Raw genomic sequence first — 17,942 nt, forward strand, 5'->3', positions numbered from 1 at the left:
ATGAGCGTTTCCCCGTCCCGCAGCCTGCCCTGGGCATTGATCGGTGCCGCCTGCCTGGGGTCGTTTGCCGCGACGTCGAGCGGGACCACGCGCGCTCCTTTCCTGCTGGAAATGGCGCACGACCTCGATGTCGCGATGCCGCTGGTCGCCAACCTGGTTTCCCTGACGGCAACGGCCTGGGGCCTGACCTCCGCGTTCGGCGGCTGGATGTCCGACGTGATCGGGCGCCGGCCGATCCTGATCGCCGCGCCCTTCGCGCTTGCGCTGACATTGGTCGCGCAGGCTGCGGCCGGGTCCTTCTTCTGGGTTGCGGTCTGGGCGGCCGTCGGCGGCGGCTGCGCCGGCGCCTTCACCGGTGTCGTGTTCGCCGAAGTCTCGGCGCGCGTGCCGGACAGCCAGCGCGGCCGGGCGCTCGGCTGGGTCATGAGCGGCCAATCACTGACCCTGGTCGTCGGCGTTCCCTTGGCGGCGGCCCTTGGATCGGTCTTCGGCTGGAGGGGCTGGCTGCTCTGCGTGGCAGGCCTGTCGATCGCCGCCGTGATCAGCCTGTTCCTCACCCTGGGGCGCGGCAGTGCCGGCCACACCCGCCCCGCCGGTGTACGGCCCTCGATGCGAGCGGCGCTTTCACCGAAGGTTCTGGGCCTGCTCGGGACCGGCGTCGCCGAACGCATCTGCTACGGGCTCGCGGTGGTCTACTTCGCCACCTTCATGCAGGTCACCTATCACATGTCCCTGATCGAACTCGCCATTCCCCTGGCGGTGTTCGCGCTGGGCAACATCGCAGGCACGCTCCTGGGCGGCCAGCTCGCCGACCGGCTGCGCGACCGTCTCCTCACCTTCGCCGTGGCCATGGCGCTGTCTGCCGTGGCGGCCCTGGTCCTGTTCACATGGCATCCCGACCCGGCCGTCACTGTGGCCGTGGGCTTTGTCTACGTGCTGCTCAACGCCTTGGGGCGGCCCTCGTACATGGCGTCGCTCGCGTCGGTGCCGGAGGATGTCCGGGGCACGGTGCTCGGGCTCAACGGCACCTCGGCCAGCGTGGGCTGGATCGGCGCCGCCGCCTTGGGCGCCGTCATGATCAGCTGGGGCGGCTTCGAAGGCTTCGGCCCCCTCATTGGCTTGCTGGCGCTGCTCGGGGCAGGGGGCGCCCTGCTCAGCCGCCGCAGCCGGTCCTGACAGTAGATTGCTACTATCGGTTGTTTTACAGAGTTCTATCACTCGCATAAGGTCGACCGCATGTTCGACGGTTCTGACCCTATCGACATCGCCCCGGCGGAACGCAGGGCCCGGCTGAGGCTGGCACGCAGCGCGCGGGTGGGCCCCATCACCTTCCACGAAGCGCTGGCCCATTTTGGATCGGCCCGCGTGGCCTGCGCCACGCTAGCGACCGTCGCCGATGCCGCGATCGAACGCGAAGAACGGGCGCTCGCGGCGCTTGGAGGGCGCTTCCTGGTGGTGGGCGACGCCCACTACCCGGCCGCGCTGGCCGCCCTTCCCGATGCTCCGCCAGTCCTGTCGATGCTCGGCGATCCCAACCTTCTCGACCGGCCGGCCCTGGCGATCGTCGGTGCCCGCGAGGCATCGCTGGCGGGTCGACATTTTGCCGCCAAGCTCGCCGCTGCGCTGGGCACGGCCGGCTTCGTGATCGCCTCGGGTCTCGCCCGGGGCATCGATACGGCCGCGCATGAGGCAGCGCTCGACAGCGGGACGGTCGCCGTACTGGCCTGCGGCGTGGATCAGGCATACCCGCCGCAGAACGCTGCCCTTCAGGAAACCATCGCCGCGCGCGGCCTGATCCTGAGCGAGGTGGTCCTTGGGGCGCCGCCCATCGCCCGCGCCTTCCCGCGGCGCAACCGGATCGTGAGCGGTCTCTCGGCCGGCATCGTCGTCATCGAGGCGGCCGCCCGGTCCGGCTCCCTGATCACCGCCCAGCGGGCGGCTGAACAGGGCCGCGAGGTATTCGTCGTGCCGGGCTCGCCCATGGACCCTCGCTATGCAGGATCCAATAGCCTCATCCGCGATGGGGCCATTCTGGTACGGGATGCGAACGATATTCTGAGTGTTCTGGGCCAGCCCAAGGCGGCGGCGCAACGTCTTGAAAAACCAGCCCAAATACCCGTTGAATCAGATACCGCACGCATTGTGCAAGCCTTGGGTTCCGTCCCCACTGCGGTTGACGAATTGGTGCGCCGGTGCCAAGTGTCCGCCGCCTCCGTCGCGGAGGTCCTCATGGCTCTCGAGCTGGAGGGCCGCCTGGAGAGGCACCGGGGTAACCGCGTATCTCTGATTTAGTTCAGTGATTTAGCTCCGGAAACTGATATCGAACTGGAGCATTATTCGGCGATGGACGTACTGGTCGTCGAGTCCCCGGCCAAGGCGAAGACCATTGGTAAGTATCTGGGCCCCGGCTACACCGTGCTGGCCTCGTACGGTCATGTCCGCGACCTGCCGCCCAAGGATGGTTCGGTCCGGCCGGACGAAGATTTCGCGATGGATTGGGAGGTCGACCCCCAGTCTCAGAAGCGCCTCGACGCCATAGCCCAGGCCGTCACCAAGGGCGGCAAGCTCTACCTCGCCACCGACCCGGATCGCGAAGGCGAAGCCATTTCGTGGCATGTTCTCGACATCCTGCAGCGCAAGAAGGCCTTGCAGGATGTCGACGTGAAGCGCGTCACCTTCAACGCCATCACCAAGAAGTCGGTCCTCGACGCCGTCGCCAACCCGCGCGACCTCGACCAGCCGCTGATCGATGCCTACCTGGCGCGCCGCGCGCTCGACTATCTGGTGGGCTTCACCCTGTCGCCCGTCCTGTGGCGCAAGCTGCCCGGCAGCCGCTCCGCCGGCCGCGTCCAGTCGGTGGCGCTCCGGCTGATCTGCGAGCGCGAATCCGAGATCGAGGTCTTCAAGAGCCGCGAGTACTGGACGGTCGATACCCATTTCGGCACCGCCAAGAAGCAGGTGCTGAAAGCCCGCCTCACCCATCTCGACGGGCGCAAGCTCGAGAAGTTCGATCTCGGCACGAAGGAGCGCGCCGAGCAGGCCAAGCGCGAGATCGAGCGCCGCGCCTTCGCCGTCTCCTCGATCGACCGCCGCCAGGTCCGCCGCAACCCGCCGCCGCCCTTCATCACCTCGACCCTGCAGCAGGAAGCGTCGCGCAAGCTCGGGCTCGGGGCCGCCACTGCCATGCGGCTCGCTCAGCGCCTCTATGAAGGTGTCGACATCGGCGGCGAGACGGTCGGCCTGATCACCTACATGCGGACCGACGGCGTGCAGCTCGCGCCCGAGGCGATCGGCCAGACCCGCCGCCTGATCGAGACGAAGTACGGCGCCGCCTATGTGCCCTCCAGTCCGCGCATCTATACCTCCAAGGCCAAGAACGCCCAGGAGGCGCACGAGGCGATCCGCCCGACGGATCTGTTCCGCACACCGCAGGACGTCGCGGCCTATTTGGACAAGGACCAACTCGGCCTCTACGAACTGGTCTGGAAGCGAACCGTCGCCAGCCAGATGGAAAGCGCCGTTCTCGACCAGGTCTCGGTCGATATCGCGAGCGGCGACAAAACGGTGCAGCTCCGCGCCACCGGCTCGGTCGTGAGGTTCAACGGCTTCCTCGCCCTGTACGACGAAGGCCAGGACGACAAGAACGACGACGAAGAGACCGGCGCCATCCTGCCCGACGTGACCGAGAACGAGGCGATGGACCGGCGCGAGGTCGTGCCGGAGCAGCATTTCACCGAGCCACCGCCGCGTTATTCGGAAGCCAGTCTGGTCAAGAAGCTCGAGGAACTCGGCATCGGCCGTCCCTCGACCTATGCCAGCATCATCGAGGTGCTGCAGCGCCGCAACTACGTGCGCCTCGACCGCAAGCGCTTCATTCCCGAAGATCGCGGTCGCATCGTCACGGCGTTCCTGCAGACCTATTTCCCGCGCTACGTCGAATACGGCTTCACCGCCCATCTCGAGGAAGAACTCGACGATATTTCCAGCGGCAAGATCGACTGGCACGAGGTCCTGCGCGAGTTCTGGAAGGCCTTCTCAGCCGCCGTCGGCGAGACCAAGGATCTGCGGGTCAAGGAAGTGCTCGACAAGCTCGACGAGGAGCTCGGCCCGCACTTCTTCCCGGCCAACGACAATGGCGGCAAGAATCCGCGCGACTGCCCGTCCTGCGCCAATGGCCGCCTCGGCCTCAAGCTCGGCAAGTTCGGCGCCTTCATCGGCTGCTCGAACTATCCCGAATGCCGCTTCACGCGGAAGCTCGGGATCGTCGATGCAGACGCCGACTCGGCCAGCGGCGAAAATCTTGACGGCCCCAAGATCCTGGGAATCGATCCGGTGACGGGCAAGCAAGTCACGCTGCGCAAGGGCCCCTACGGTCTCTACGTCCAGCTCGGCGAGCCCGAGGGCAAGGAGAAGCCCAAGCGCCAGTCGTTGCTGCGTGACATGACGCCGGGCGACCTGACCCTGGAGCAGGCGCTGGCGCTGCTGTCACTGCCGCGCGAGCTGGGGCCTCATCCCGAGGATGGCGAAGTCATCCTGGCCGGTGTCGGCCGCTTCGGTCCCTACGTGAAGCACGGGCCGAAATACAAATCCGTCCCGTCCGACGAGAGTGTGCTCGACATCGGCATGAATCGCGCCGTGGCTCTGCTCGCCGAGGCAAAGACCCCGCGCGGCCGTGCCGCCGCCAAGCCGATCCGCAGCATCGGCAACCATCCCTCCGACGAGGCGCCGGTCGAACTCTACGACGGGCGCTACGGCCCCTACGTGAAGCACGGTGGCGTCAATGCCACCGTCCCGCGCGACATCAAGCCGGAGGAGCTGACGCTCGACCAGGCGGTGGCGCTTCTGGCCGAACGCGCCGCCAAGGGCGGGACCAAGAAGCCGAAGACGGCGCGAGCGAAGAAGGCGGCGCCCGAGGCCGCCAATGATGGCGGCGCCAAGCCCAAGCCGAAGAAGGCGACGGCGAAGAAGAAGCCGGCCACAAAGAAGAAGGCGGCCAAGACGAAGGACAAGGACGACGCCCCGCCCCGCACAGGCACCGATGGCTAAGGGCAAGGTCCCGACCCGCGACGAACTGCTGGCCTTCATCCGCGACAGCGAAACGCCTGTCGGCAAGCGCGAGATCGCAAAAGCCTACGGGCTGAAGGGCGACCAGCGCATCGAGCTCAAGGAACTTCTGCGCGACCTGCGCGACACGGGAGAGATCGCGCCGGACCGCGCCAAGACCTTCCGTCACCCCGAGTCCCTGAGCGACATGGTCGTGCTCGAGATCGTCTCGGTCGACGACGACGGCCACCTGCTGGCCGTGCCGCGCCGTCACGACGACGACAAGGACGGTCCGCCACCGCGCATCGAGGTCTCCGCGCCGGCCTCGCGCACCGTCCCTGCCCCGGCGGTCGGTGACCGCGTGCTGGCGAGCATGAAGCGCCGCGGCAAGAATACCTACGAGGCAAAGGTCGTTCGCCGGCTCGGCAGCGGACCGAAGAAGATCCTCGGCCTCTACGAAGAACCACCCGGCCGGAACGGGCTCGGCCTCGTCACGCCGACCGACCGCAAGCTGCGCCGCGAATTCGACGTGCGGCCCACAGACAAGAACGGCGCGCTGCCCGGCGACATCGTCTGGATCGAGGAGACCGGCGGCGCGCTGGCGCGACGTGCCCGCATCGTCGAGCGCATCGGTCCGATGAGCGATCCGCGCACCGTCAGCCTGATCTCGATCGCCGCCAACGACATTCCGGTCGACTTCCCCGAGGCCGCGATCGAGGAAGCCGACAAGGCCAAGGCCGCTCCGATGGTCCACCGCCTCGACCTGCGCGACGTGCCGCTGGTCACGATCGACGGCGAGGATGCCCGCGACTTCGACGATGCCGTCTTCGCCGAGCCCGATCCCGGCCATGCGGGCGGCTGGCGCATCCTCGTGGCCATCGCCGACGTCGCCTGGTACGTGCGCCACGATCGGCCGCTCGACCGCGCCGCCTATCGTCGCGGCACCTCGGTCTATTTCCCCGATCGCGTCGTGCCGATGCTGCCCGAACAGCTCTCCAACCACTGGTGCTCACTGGTCCCGCGCGAGGATCGGCCCGTGCTGGTGGCCGAGATGTGGATCGACGGCGAAGGCCATCTCAAGCGCCACAAGTTCCACCGCGCCATGATGCGCTCGGCCGCGCGCCTCACCTACAACCGCGTGCAGCGCGCCATGAACGGCACGCCGGATGCCGAGATCGAGCCGCTGATGGACGAGGTCGTCCGCCCCCTCTATGGCGCCTACCGCGTCCTGCTGGCGGCGCGCGAGGCCCGCGGTGCGCTCGACCTCGACCTGCCGGAGCGCCAGGTGACGCTGGGCAAGGACGGCCATATCGCCACGATCGGCGTGCGCGAGCGTCTCGACAGCCACAAGCTGATCGAGGAGTTCATGGTGCTGGCCAACGTGGCCGCGGCGCAGGCCCTCGAACAGCGCCAGGCTCCCTGCCTCTATCGCGTCCACGACCAGCCCGATCTCGCCAAGCTCGAGGCGCTGCGTGAATTTCTCGGCACGCTCGGCATCAAGGTGCCGACCGGCCAGCGGCTACGTCCCGCCGATCTCAACCGCGTCCTGCACGAGGTCGCCGACAAGCCGGTCTCCCAGCTCGTCAGCCAGACCGTCCTGCGCAGCCAGAGCCAGGCGGTCTACAGCCCGGACAATCTCGGCCATTTCGGCCTCGCCCTTGCCCGCTACGCCCACTTCACCTCGCCGATCCGGCGCTTCCCCGACCTGATCGTGCATCGGGCCCTGATCGCTGCCTACGGACTGGGCGAAGGGGGGCTTTCCTCCGAGGACAAGGGCCGGTTCACCGAGTTCGGCGAGCATCTGTCGATGTGCGAGCGTCGCGCCGTCGCCGCCGAACGCGGCGCCATGGATCGCTACGTCGCTGCGTTCATGGCCGGCCACGTCGGGGCCGTCTTCCCGGGCCGCGTCAACGGTGTGACCCGCTTCGGCCTCTTCGCCACGCTCGAGGGCACTGGCGCCGACGGGCTGATCCCCATCCGCTCCCTCGGCCAGGAATTCTTCCGCCACGACGAAGGCCGGCAGGTCCTGATCGGGGAACGCACCGGCGAGACCTTCGGTCTGGGCGACCGGTTGCAGATAAAGCTGGTCGAGGCTGATACGGCCACGGGGGGCCTGCTGTTCGAGATCGTCGACGTGATCGAGCGGGTCGAGCGGCAGCCGGCACCCCGGCATTCCCGCTCGCCCTACAGCCGGGAGAGCAACGGGCCGCCGCGGCGTCCGGTCGCGCATCGCGGGCCGCCACGGGACAAAGGGTCACGCCGACGCAAGTAGATGCGGAGCGCATCCTGCCCGCCATGGATGACGATCACGCACCGGTCGATTTCTGGACCGCCCTGATGAGGGGCTGGCACGGCCGTTGCCCGCGCTGCAACAAGGGCCGCCTGTTCAGTTCCTATCTCAAGATGAAGGGCCATTGCGAGGTTTGCGACCTGGCGCTCGAGCCCTATCGCGCGGACGATGCGCCGGCCTATTTCACCATCTTCGTCGTCGGCCATATCGTCGTGCCGCTGGTCCTCCTGGTCGAGCGCTGGGGAGCCGAGCCGCCCCTCTGGGTTCATGCCCTTCTCTGGCTGCCGCTCTCCGTCGCGCTCGCCCTGGTCCTGTTGCCGCGGATAAAGGGTGCCGTAATTGCGCTGCTTTGGGCCCAGAAGGTGGCCGCTCCCAAGGCTGTGACCGGGGGCTTCGACCCGTCGGCCTGAACGACGTGGCCGCCCGCCGACGGCCTGTGCTAGTGTAATGACTGCCGCGTATGGAAGTGCCACAATTCCCTTTCCTTCGTTTGATGCTGCCACGTGCGGCCGCATCGCTCGTGGCTGCGTGCCTGGTCGTGTCCTGCGCGACCTTCCCCGATACGCCGAGCAGCCAGGCCGACGGTCGCAGCCCCGCCGCCGGTGATGTCGGCATCGAACGCGTCGTCCTCCAGGCCTACCGTGCCATCGGCGACCGTCATCTCTATGAGCCTAATTTCCGCAACCTGTCGGTCGAGGCCTATCGCGGCTTCGCAAGCAACGATTCCACACTCATGCTGGAGGCCAGCGAGACCACCCTCACGGTGAAACGCGACGGCAAGGAAATCGTGAGCCGCCCCGCCCCTTCCGATCCGACGGACGGCCGCGCCTGGGGCAGCACCCTGACCGAACTCATGGCCGGGTCCATCGACGCGTCACCTGCTCTGCAGCAGGTCGACCGGCAGATGCTCATCCGCCAGGCGATGACCGCCACGACCAAGCAACTCGACCGCAACAGCCGCTACGCCGACCCCGACGAAGCGAGGGACAACCGCTTCCAGCGCGACGGCGGCGGCGGCGTCGGTATCACGGTCGAGCGCACCGAGGACAAGAAGATCCTGATCCGTGCCGTCCAGGAAGGGGCACCCGCCGCCAAGGCCGGAATCCAGATCGGCGACCAGATCCTGGCGATCGACTCCGACTCGATGATCGACCGGCCCCTGTCCGACGTCGTCGCCAAGCTGCGCGGCGCGGTCGGCGCGCCGGTGACCATGACGGTGCTGCGTCCCTCCCAAGGCGCCGAACTCACCCTGCCGATGAAGCGCGGACGCATCGTTCCGACCACGGTGGTCTATGAACGCCGCGGCGACGTCGCCCTGATCCATCTCACCGGCTTCAACACGGCGACGACCGACAACCTCCGCGCCGCCCTCGACAAGGCCAAGGCCGACATCGGCAAGGATCTCGTCGGCATCATCATCGACATGCGTTCGAACCGCGGCGGCCTGCTCGACCAGGCGCAGTCGGTTTCGGAAGTGTTCATCGCGGACGGCATGATCTTCTCGACCAATGGCCGCCACCCCGACAGCAAGCGCACCTATCGCAGCTCCAACGGCCGCCCCGCCACCGGACAACTCCCGATCGTCGTTCTCATGAACGGCGGCTCGGCCTCGGCGGCCGAGATCGTGGCCGCCGCGCTGCAGGATCGTGGCCGCGCCGTCGTGATCGGCACCACGAGCTACGGCAAAGGCACCGTCCAGACCGTCGTCCGCCTTGCCAACGAAGGCGAGCTGATCCTCACCTGGTCACGTCTGCAGGCACCGTCCGGCTACACCTGGAACGAGCTGGGGGTCCTGCCCAACATCTGCACTTCCAAGGTCGGCGGCGCGAGCAAGCTGGGCGTCGCGTCGGTCGATTCGAACCAGAGCTCGCTGATGCGCTGGCACGCACTGCGCAATCCGACGCCCCAGGAAGTGACCGACCTGCGCAAGATCTGCCCGCCGGGCGAAGCCGCCCCGGAGGCCGATGTCGATCTCGCCGTCCAACTGCTGCGCGACCGGGCTCTTTATGCCCACGCCGTGCAATCCGCGACCTTCCAGGCGGCCGCCCGCCCCTAGCCTTTTCCTGGGCTCGGCGCTTGACACGGCAGCCCTGCTGACTACTTTGCGCCCCTCAGCGAATTCGCCCCCCAGGGCATAAGGACAATTGCCATGGCCAAGCCGACCTCGATCCTGATCAAGATGATTTCCAGCGCCGACACCGGCTTCTTCTACGTGACCAAGAAGAACCCGCGCACCAAGACCGAGAAGCTCGAACTCAAGAAGTACGACCCGGTCGCGCGCAAGCACGTCGTGTTCAAGGAATCGAAGATCAAGTAGCCTGCCGCATCGCACGCTCGACGACCAAGCCGCCCTTCCGGGCGGCTTTTTCGTGGGATAGGCTCCCGCGCAATCGAACATGGAGGAGAGAGAAGATGAGCGCCCAGCTTTCGCGCGACGACTGGAAAGGCCGCATCGGCGGCCTGAGCTACCGCAACCAGGCCTTCATCGGTGGCAAGTTCGTCCCCTCGCTGACCGGCAAGACCTTCGACTGCGTGAATCCGGCGACCGGCCAGGTCCTGACCAAGGTCGCGGCCTGCGAGCAGGCCGACGTCGACGCCGCCGTGAAGGCCGCGCGCGCCGCCTTCGAGAAGGGCACCTGGGCCAACATGGCGCCGGCCCAGCGCAAGCGCATCATGCTGAAGCTCGCCGACCTCATGATGAAGAACCGCGAGGAGCTGGCGCTTCTCGAGACGCTCGACATGGGCAAGCCGATCGCCTTCTCGACCACGGTCGACGTTCCGGGCTCGGCCAACACGGTCCAGTGGTTCGGCGAGGCGATCGACAAGATCTATGACGAGGTCGCCCCGACCCCGGGCAACGTCATCGCCATGATCACGCGCGAGGCCGCCGGCGTCGTGGCCTGCGTCGTGCCGTGGAACTTCCCGCTGCTGATGGCCTGCTGGAAGATCTCGCCGGCGCTGGCCGCAGGCAACTCGGTGATCCTGAAGCCCGCCGAGCAGTCTCCCCTCACCGCGCTTCGCCTCGGCGAACTCGCGGCCGAGGCCGGCATGCCCGAGGGCGTGTTCAACGTGCTGCCGGGCTTCGGCGAGACCGCCGGCCAGGCGCTCGGCCGTCACATGGATGTCGACGTGCTGGCCTTCACCGGCTCGACGGAGGTCGGCAAGTACTTCCTCCGCTACTCCGGCGAATCCAACATGAAGCAGGTCTGGCTCGAGTGCGGCGGCAAGTCGCCGAACATCGTGCTGGCCGACGCACCCAACCTCGACATCGCCGCCCGCCGCACGGCGTTCGGCATCTGGTTCAACCAGGGTGAGGTCTGCACCGCCGGCTCGCGCCTGATCGTCGAGGACAAGATCAAGGACGAGTTCCTCGCCAAGGTCATGGCGATCGGCCAGAAGATGATGCCGGGCGACCCGCTCGACCCGAAGACCCAGATGGGCGCCATGGTCGACGAAACCCAGACCAAGCGGGTCATGGGCTACATCGACGCCGGCCAGAAGGAAGGCGCCAAGCTCGCCATGGGCGGCAAGCAGGTACACATCGACAACGCCGGCTCGTTCATCGAGCCGACCGTGTTCGACAATGTCGACAACAAGATGAAGATCGCCCAGGAGGAGATCTTCGGGCCGGTCCTCTCGGTCATCCCGGTCAAGGATGCCGAACAGGCCCTCACCGTCGCCAACGACACGATCTACGGCCTGGCCTCGGCGATCTTCACCTCCGACATCAACAAGGCGTTCAAGTTCTCCAAGGCCCTGCGCGCCGGCTCGGTGTGGGTGAACACCTATGACGGCGGCGACATCACCACCCCGTTCGGCGGCTACAAGCAGTCGGGCAACGGTCGCGACAAGTCGCTGCACGCCTTCGACAAGTTCACGCAGATGAAGACGACCTGGATCCAGCTCGGCTGATTCGGCTCGACGAAAAGCAAGCCGCGCCGTCAATCACGCCGGCGCGGCTTTTTTCTGCCCCAAATCTCATGCCACTGTCGAACACACGGCTCGCCTGAGGTCGCCCATGAAGAGTGAAGGCTTGCGCCGGCTGAAGGAACGCGGCCTCGACGAGATGCGCCGCTTCCTCCTCATGTTCGTCTATCTCTACGTGGTCTTCGGCCTGTTCGTCCTGAACGAAAGCCTGGTCCTCTCGGAGCGGAACCTGTCCTTCGCACCGCAAGGATTCGCCCTGATCAACGCCGCCGTCATGGCCAAGGTCATGTTGATCGCCGAGCACCTCCGGATCGGCCGCCGGTTCGACCACATGCCTTTGATCTGGCCCGTGGCCTACAAGGCCGGGCTGTTCGCCCTTGTCTTCATGCTTTTCCACGCCGCCGAGCGAATTGGCCTCGGCATGGTGGCGGGCAAGTCCTTCGCCGCCAGCATGCCTCATATCGGCGGCGTCACCTGGGAGGGCAGGCTGACGGTGTGGGCCATCCTGACCATCTCGCTGCTGCCGTTCTTCGCCCTGCGGGAGATCGGGCATATCCTCGGCGAAGGCAAGCTCTGGCGACTCATGTTCCATGCGCGGCCAGCTTCGTCACCGGCCCGGACCACCGCAGACGACTCATGACTCAGCGACGCAGTATCGCGTCGACGGTCGTGACCTCGGCATACTCGCCGTCGAGAAGCGCCAAAGTGAGCTGATGGACGTCTTCCGCCGGCCATAGCCGTCCCGTCAGGTCGCGCTTGTCACACGACCAGCAGGCATCTCCCGGCAGCCTGACCGCAAAACCGAGGTTGGCCGCCACCCGCACCGTGGCTTCGACCGAGTTGGCAAGCAGCACGCCGCAGATCACCAGAGGCGGCTTCACGCCGTCGCCCCCGGCCATCGCCTGCAGCCCGGCCGTGAGGTCGGTGCCGATGAAGGCACTGTGGACCTTCTTCGCCACCACCAGCTCGCCCTCGAGCGGTGCCGTCAACGGCAGGAAGTCGTTGCCCTCCTGCCCCGGCCGGAAGGGCGAGTCGGGGCTGGTACTGTCATGCTTCACATGGACGATCGGCGCGCCGCGGCGGCGCCACTCGGTCAGCAGCCGTGCGATGTTGGCCTCGGCGCCCGGATTGTTGCGGGGTCCCCACTTGGGATGATCCATCGCCTTCTGCTGGTCGATCACGACCAGAACGTCGTTAGCCATGCGTTCCTAGCCTCTTGCGCCGTACGCGCAATGGTAGTGGACTTGTCCTCAACCAGAACAGGAGGAAACGATGCAGTTCGGCTATTTCACCATGCCCTCCCATCCGCCCGAGCGTTCCCTCAAGGACGGACACGAATGGGATCTCCAGGTGATCCGCTGGCTCGACGAACTCGGCTTCTCGGAGGCCTGGATCGGCGAACATCACACTGCGCCATGGGAGCCCCATCCCTCGCCCGACCTGCTGGTGGCGCAGGCGCTGATGCAGACCAAGAACATCCGCCTCGGGCCCGGCGGCTTCCTGCTGCCCTATCACCACCCGGCCGAGCTCGCGAACCGGGTCGCCATGCTCGACCACATTTCCGGCGGGCGCCTGAACTTCGGCATTGCCGCGTCGGGCCTGCCGAGCGACTGGGCGATGTTCAACGTCGACGGCATGTCGGGTGCCAACCGCGACATGACGCGCGAGGCGCTCGACATCATCCTCAAGCTCTGGTCCTCGACCGAACCTTTCGACTACAAGGGCAAGTACTGGCACGTCACCAAGCCCGATACGATGTTCGGGTTCCTGAAGCCGCACATCAAGCCGCTGCAGGCCCCTCATCCGCCAATCGGCGTCGCCGGTCTCTCCAAGGGCTCCGACACGCTGAAGCTCGCGGGCGAGAAGGGCTACATCCCGATGAGCCTCAACCTCAATCCGGCCTACGTGAAGAGCCACTGGGAATCGGTCGAGACCGGCGCCGCCAAGTCGGGCCGCACACCCGACCGCAATGACTGGCGCCTGGTGCGCGAGGTGTTTGTGGCCGACACCGACGAAGAGGCGATGCGCCTGTCGGTCGGCTCGCACATGGGTCGCATGATGCGGGAGTACTTCCTGCCCCTGCTCTCGCAGTTCGGCTTCTTCGAATACCTGAAGCACGATGCCGGCGCGGCGGACTCCGACGTCACGCCGGAATACTGCGCCAAGCACAACTGGATCGTCGGCTCGCCGAAGACGGTCGTCGAGAAGATCGAGAAAATCTATGACGAGGTCGGCGGCTTCGGCCAGCTCCTCGTCTTCGGTTTCGACTATGTCGAAAACCCGCAGGCCTGGCGCCGCTCCCTCAAGCTGCTCTCGAAGGAAGTCATGCCCAAGGTGCAGCACCTCAAGCCCGGGATGGCGAAACTGGCGGCAGAGTAACTCTGCCGCCCGCCGTCTTGCTATACCGCGACCGGCACGCTCTTGCCGGTCGCCGAGGCGACGCTGCCGTGAAGATGCGCCACCAGGGCGTCGTCGAGCTTGAGGCGCGCGGCCAGCATCGCGAGGTAGCCGCGCTCGGCGGCATTGTCTACGTCGATGGCCAGCAGGGAAGCGGTGTAGATTTCGGCCGCCTCTTCCGGCGTCGCCGCCGCGCCCGCGACGGCGTCGACATCGAGCTTGGCGCGAAGCTCGTCCATCACGAACACCTTGTCGTCGGCGCCGAGCGGCAGCTTGTCCATCTCCGCGAAGATTCGCGCCTGCTCCTGGGCATCGACATGGCCGTCGGCCTTCGCGGCGGCGATCATGGCGCGCAACAAGTGGCGCGCCAGCGCCTGCTGGCCGGCTTCGGTCGACGGGTTGAACGGGGTTCCGCTGGGCGCCGGCAACATCGGTACCGGAGCCTGCGGCGCCTGCGGGACCGGGGCTGCCTGCTTGCCGGCCTGCCAGTCGTTGTACGCCTTGTAGGCGAGCGCCCCGACCGCGGCCATGCCGCCGAGCTTGAGAGCCTCGCCGCCGATCTTGCGGCCGGTCTTGCTGCCCATCAGCAGCGCCGCCAGGCCACCGGCGAGCACTCCGCCGCCGGCCCCGCTCAGGAAGCCGCTAGGACCGCCCTGGCTGCCGGTTGGGCCAACGCCCTGGCCGCCACTCTGACCACCGCCCTGGCCACCGCCCTGGCCACCCATGAACTGTTCCAGCAACCGCTTCGCATCGAACATAACGCCTCGCCTCATTGATTTAGTTGCGAGGTCACATGATGTGCAATTGTGGCAAAAGCGGGAGTTTCAGGGTCGTTTCGATAAAAACGCTGCCGCCGCAAATCCCAGGGCCGCGACCAGCATGATGCCGGCCAGCCCCCACAGGACGGGTGCGTAGCCGCCGAACGCTCCCCAGGCGAGGGACGCCAGGACCGGTCCGGCGGCGCGCATGACGTTGGTCGGCATGGTGAGGGCCCCCGAGACGACACCGTAGCCTTCGGGACCGATGAACTCGGGGACGGCCATCCCTCGCAGGATGGTCACGAGGCCGTTGGCAACGCCGTAGACGACGGCGAACAGGATCAATGGATAGACGTCGGTGATGCCGGTCGCCAGGAAGCCCATCGCCAGGGGAAAGGCAAAGTAGATCAGCGCACCCAGCTGGATGGTCGTGATGTGCCGCTGCCCGACCATCAGCAGCACCCGCCCCACCACCTGCATGGGTCCGATCAGGGCGATGATTGCCATGACCACCCCCGTCGATACGCCGCGATCGTCGAGCAGCGGGATGAGATGAAAGCTCATGGCCGAGAAGGCGAGCCCGTAGCCTGCGAAAGCCACGACGAGCCCCCAGAAGGCCGGCACGCGGACCGCCGTGGCCAGCGGACTCCGGTTCACGACGCCCTCGGTGGGCGGCTTGGCTGCGGCGATCGGCACGGGCTTCACCTCGGGCCCCGGCACGATCAGCCAGTGCATCAGCGCGACACCCAGAACGATGACCGCCAGCACATCGAGCGCGGGCCGCCAGCCGATCCATTCGACGAGGAACTGCGTGAATGGAATGCCGAAGGTGCTGGCCAGGCCGCCGAGAAAAGTCATCAGCAGGATCGCCTGCTTGTAGCGCGGACCGTAGACGCGGGTGATTACCGCGAAGGCCGGTTCATAGAGCGTCACCGCCTGGCAGGCGCCGAGACCGATCCACATTGCGTAGAAGACCGGCAGCGATTCGACCCTCGACCACAAGAACAGCAGCGCGGCCGCAAGCAGCGACCCGCCGGTCATCAGCAGGCGCCCGTGGCCGCGATCGATCCAGGAGCCGACGGTGATGGAACAGAGGCCGGCGGTGAGCAGCCCCGCCGAGAGAGCGCCGAACATCGCGCTTCGCGACCAGCCAAGCTCCTCGCTCATCGGCACGACGAACAGCGGAAAGGTGTAGTAGACGATGCCCCAGGTCACGAGCTGGCCCAGCGAGAGCATCCACAAGATGGTCGACGGGCGTTTTCGCCACGCTCCTCCTGCTGCGTCCTTCGCCATAATGCCGCCTGCTCTACCCACTTCCTTACAGAACGATGACCCTAACGCCACACGGGCCGCGAGGATAGACGCATGACCGACAGCAAACGCATCAACCTCGCTCTGCAGGGCGGCGGCAGCCACGGCGCCTACACCTGGGGCGTGCTCGACGCGCTGATCGAGGACGGCCGCCTCGAAATCGAAGCGGTCAGCGGCACCAGCGCCGGCGCGATGAACGCCGCGATCCTGTTGCAGGGTTGGGCCAGGGGTGGCCCGGCCGGCGCGCGCGCCGCATTGGCCGCCTTCTGGGGCGAACTCGGCCAGATGTCGATCGCCAGCCCGATCCGCCGCACGCCGCTCGATCGCCTGCAGGGCAACTGGAACCTCGACGATTCACCCGGCGCCCTGTGGGCCGACCTGATCCAGCGCACATTCACACCCTGGCAGCGCAATCCACTCAAGTTCGATCCGCTGCGCGACCTCCTCACCCGGCACTTCGATCAGGAGTCCGTCCGGGCCTGCCACCAGATCAAGGCGTTCATCGCCGCGACCAACGTGGCGACCGGCAAGGTGCGCATCTTCACGCGCGAGGAGCTGTCGATCGACGCGCTGCTGGCATCGGCCTGCCTGCCCAGCATCCACGAAGCCGTGGTGATCGACGGTGAGCCCTATTGGGATGGTGGCTTCCGCGGCAACCCGCCGATTTGGCCGTTCATCTACAACAGCGCGAGCGCCGACGTGGTCATCGTCGAGGTCGACCCGCCCGGCCGCGAAGGCGTTCCGCGCTCCAATGCCGAGATCGCCGACCGGCTGAACGAGATCACCTTCGGCGGCGCGCTGATGGCGGAGATGCGGGCCATCGCCTTCGTGCAGGAACTGATCGACAACGGCGCTGTCACCGGCGAGTTCAGCGACCGGCTGAAGAAGCTGCTCATCCACTCGATCGGCGATCCCGCAACTCTGGCGCCCCTCGGCGCGGTCAGCAAGTTCAACATCGAGCCGGAATTCCTCGATCATCTGTTCAAGGCCGGCCGCGCCTCTGCAACCGCGTGGCTGGCCGCGACGTTCGACAAGGTCGGCGTCGAGAATAGCATCGACATCCGCGCGCGCTTTATGTGAACAGGCAATGCGATTATACGGACGTCTCAGCCTCGAAAGGAATGCCATGAAGTTGCGCCTGTCCAAGATTTCGACCTTCGCGCTCTCCGTCGCTCTCATTGCCGCCGCCGGCACGGCGCTCGCCTGTACGCGCACGCTCTACGTGGCCCCCGACAACACCGTCTTGACCGGCCGAAACATGGATTGGGCCGAGGACATGGGCTCGAACCTCTGGGCCTTTCCCGCCGGCATGGCACGAAACGGTGCGGCTGGCCCGCAATCCATCACCTGGACCTCCAAGTACGGCAGCGTCATCATCTCGAGCTATGAGGTCGGTACCGCCGACGGCATGAATGAAAAGGGCCTCGTGGCGAACCTGCTCTATCTGGCGGAGTCGGAGTATGCGAAGCCCGTGCCGGGCAAGCCCTATCTCTCGATCTCGGCGTGGGTTCAGTACGTTCTGGATACCTACGCCACCGTGTCTGAAACGGTCGACGCGCTGCAGAAGACGCCGTTCAACCTGCTTGCCCCCGATCTGCCCAACGGCAAGGCCTCCACGTTGCATCTCGCCATCTCCGACGCCACGGGCGATTCGGCGATCTTCGAATATGTCGGCGGCAAGCTTCAGGTGCATCACGGCAAGCAATATACGGTGATGACCAACTCGCCGATCTACGACCAGCAGCTGGCACTGAACGAATACTGGAAGAGCATCGGTGGTCTCGTCTTTCTGCCGGGCACCAATCGCGCGGCCGACCGCTTCGCGCGGGCGTCGTTCCTCCTCGACGCGATCCCGCGGAAGGCCGACCCGTCCTACATCAAGAGTGTCCCCCAGCAGTCGTTCTCCAATCAAGCCGTCGCGAGTGTCATGGGTGTGATGCGCTCGGTCAGCGTGCCCCTCGGCATCACGACCCCGGACCAGCCCAACATCTCGTCGACGATCTGGCGCACCGTGTCCGATCAGAAGAACCTGGTTTATTTCTTCGATTCGGCTACGCGTCCCAACACCTTCTGGGTGTCCTTCTCCAAGCTCGACCTCAAGGCGGGTGCTCCGGTGAAGAAGCTCACCATCCAGGATGGCGAAGTCTTCTCCGGCGAGACGGCGGGCGCGTTCAAGGCGGCCGAACCCTTCAAGTTCCTGCCGGCAACGCCCTGAA

The 17,942-nt window shown here is 66.5% G+C and carries 15 protein-coding genes; 12 read left to right on the forward strand and 3 right to left on the reverse strand.

What is annotated here, in order from left to right:
* From Q7V45_RS22025 to Q7V45_RS22065, 9 genes are all read left to right on the forward strand, one after another.
* A complete protein-coding gene (locus tag Q7V45_RS22025; RefSeq protein ID WP_304856122.1) occupies positions 1-1,176 on the forward strand; it encodes an MFS transporter in 1,176 nt (391 codons plus the stop codon).
* A gap of 60 nt (positions 1,177-1,236) precedes the next feature.
* Positions 1,237-2,292, forward strand: coding sequence for a DNA-processing protein DprA (gene dprA / locus Q7V45_RS22030; protein WP_304856125.1), 1,056 nt, complete (start codon positions 1,237-1,239; stop codon positions 2,290-2,292).
* Positions 2,293-2,343: 51 nt separating this feature from the next.
* Positions 2,344-5,046, forward strand: a complete 2,703-nt coding sequence (gene topA / locus Q7V45_RS22035; RefSeq protein ID WP_304856127.1) for a type I DNA topoisomerase — start codon at positions 2,344-2,346, stop codon at positions 5,044-5,046.
* A complete protein-coding gene (rnr, locus tag Q7V45_RS22040; protein WP_304856129.1) occupies positions 5,039-7,315 on the forward strand; it encodes a ribonuclease R in 2,277 nt (758 codons plus the stop codon). Before topA ends, rnr begins: the two co-directional genes overlap by 8 nt.
* A gap of 23 nt (positions 7,316-7,338) precedes the next feature.
* Complete coding sequence (locus Q7V45_RS22045; RefSeq protein ID WP_304856131.1) at positions 7,339-7,743, forward strand: DUF983 domain-containing protein; 405 nt, start codon at positions 7,339-7,341, stop codon at positions 7,741-7,743.
* Between the two features lie 110 nt (positions 7,744-7,853).
* Positions 7,854-9,389, forward strand: coding sequence for a S41 family peptidase (locus Q7V45_RS22050; RefSeq protein WP_304856133.1), 1,536 nt, complete (start codon positions 7,854-7,856; stop codon positions 9,387-9,389).
* A 93-nt stretch (positions 9,390-9,482) separates the two neighbouring features.
* Positions 9,483-9,650: a 50S ribosomal protein L33 gene (gene rpmG / locus Q7V45_RS22055; RefSeq protein ID WP_020696277.1), complete on the forward strand. Its 168-nt coding sequence runs from the start codon at positions 9,483-9,485 to the stop codon at positions 9,648-9,650.
* A 95-nt stretch (positions 9,651-9,745) separates the two neighbouring features.
* Positions 9,746-11,245 (forward strand): aldehyde dehydrogenase, encoded by a 1,500-nt coding sequence (locus Q7V45_RS22060; protein WP_304856144.1) that lies wholly within the window; start codon positions 9,746-9,748, stop codon positions 11,243-11,245.
* A gap of 106 nt (positions 11,246-11,351) precedes the next feature.
* Positions 11,352-11,900: a hypothetical protein gene (locus tag Q7V45_RS22065; RefSeq protein WP_304856145.1), complete on the forward strand. Its 549-nt coding sequence runs from the start codon at positions 11,352-11,354 to the stop codon at positions 11,898-11,900.
* A 1-nt stretch (position 11,901) separates the two neighbouring features.
* Here the strand turns inward: Q7V45_RS22065 and Q7V45_RS22070 are convergent, their stop codons facing one another.
* Positions 11,902-12,462, reverse strand: coding sequence for a cysteine hydrolase family protein (locus Q7V45_RS22070; RefSeq protein WP_304856147.1), 561 nt, complete (start codon positions 12,460-12,462; stop codon positions 11,902-11,904).
* 70 nt (positions 12,463-12,532) lie between these two features.
* Between Q7V45_RS22070 and Q7V45_RS22075 the strand changes: the two genes are divergently transcribed.
* Complete coding sequence (locus Q7V45_RS22075) at positions 12,533-13,639, forward strand: LLM class flavin-dependent oxidoreductase (RefSeq protein ID WP_304856149.1); 1,107 nt, start codon at positions 12,533-12,535, stop codon at positions 13,637-13,639.
* 20 nt (positions 13,640-13,659) lie between these two features.
* On the opposite strand, the gene Q7V45_RS22080 is transcribed toward Q7V45_RS22075, so the two are convergent.
* On the reverse strand, positions 13,660-14,415 hold the full coding sequence (locus tag Q7V45_RS22080) for a tellurite resistance TerB family protein (protein ID WP_304856150.1): 756 nt from the start codon (positions 14,413-14,415) through the stop codon (positions 13,660-13,662).
* A 66-nt stretch (positions 14,416-14,481) separates the two neighbouring features.
* Entirely contained in the window at positions 14,482-15,708 is a 1,227-nt protein-coding gene (locus tag Q7V45_RS22085; RefSeq protein ID WP_304856153.1) for an MFS transporter, read from the reverse strand.
* Positions 15,709-15,780: 72 nt separating this feature from the next.
* Here Q7V45_RS22085 and Q7V45_RS22090 point away from each other — a divergent pair, with 72 nt between their 5' ends.
* Together Q7V45_RS22090 and Q7V45_RS22095 are read left to right on the forward strand one after the other, a co-directional pair.
* Positions 15,781-16,806: a patatin-like phospholipase family protein gene (locus tag Q7V45_RS22090; RefSeq protein WP_304856154.1), complete on the forward strand. Its 1,026-nt coding sequence runs from the start codon at positions 15,781-15,783 to the stop codon at positions 16,804-16,806.
* Positions 16,807-16,852: 46 nt separating this feature from the next.
* A complete protein-coding gene (locus Q7V45_RS22095; RefSeq protein WP_304856155.1) occupies positions 16,853-17,941 on the forward strand; it encodes a linear amide C-N hydrolase in 1,089 nt (362 codons plus the stop codon).
* The last annotated feature ends 1 nt before the right edge of the window (position 17,942 follow it).

The sequence above is a fragment of the Reyranella sp. genome (assembly GCF_030651995.1).
In the GTDB taxonomy this organism is placed as follows: domain Bacteria; phylum Pseudomonadota; class Alphaproteobacteria; order Reyranellales; family Reyranellaceae; genus Reyranella.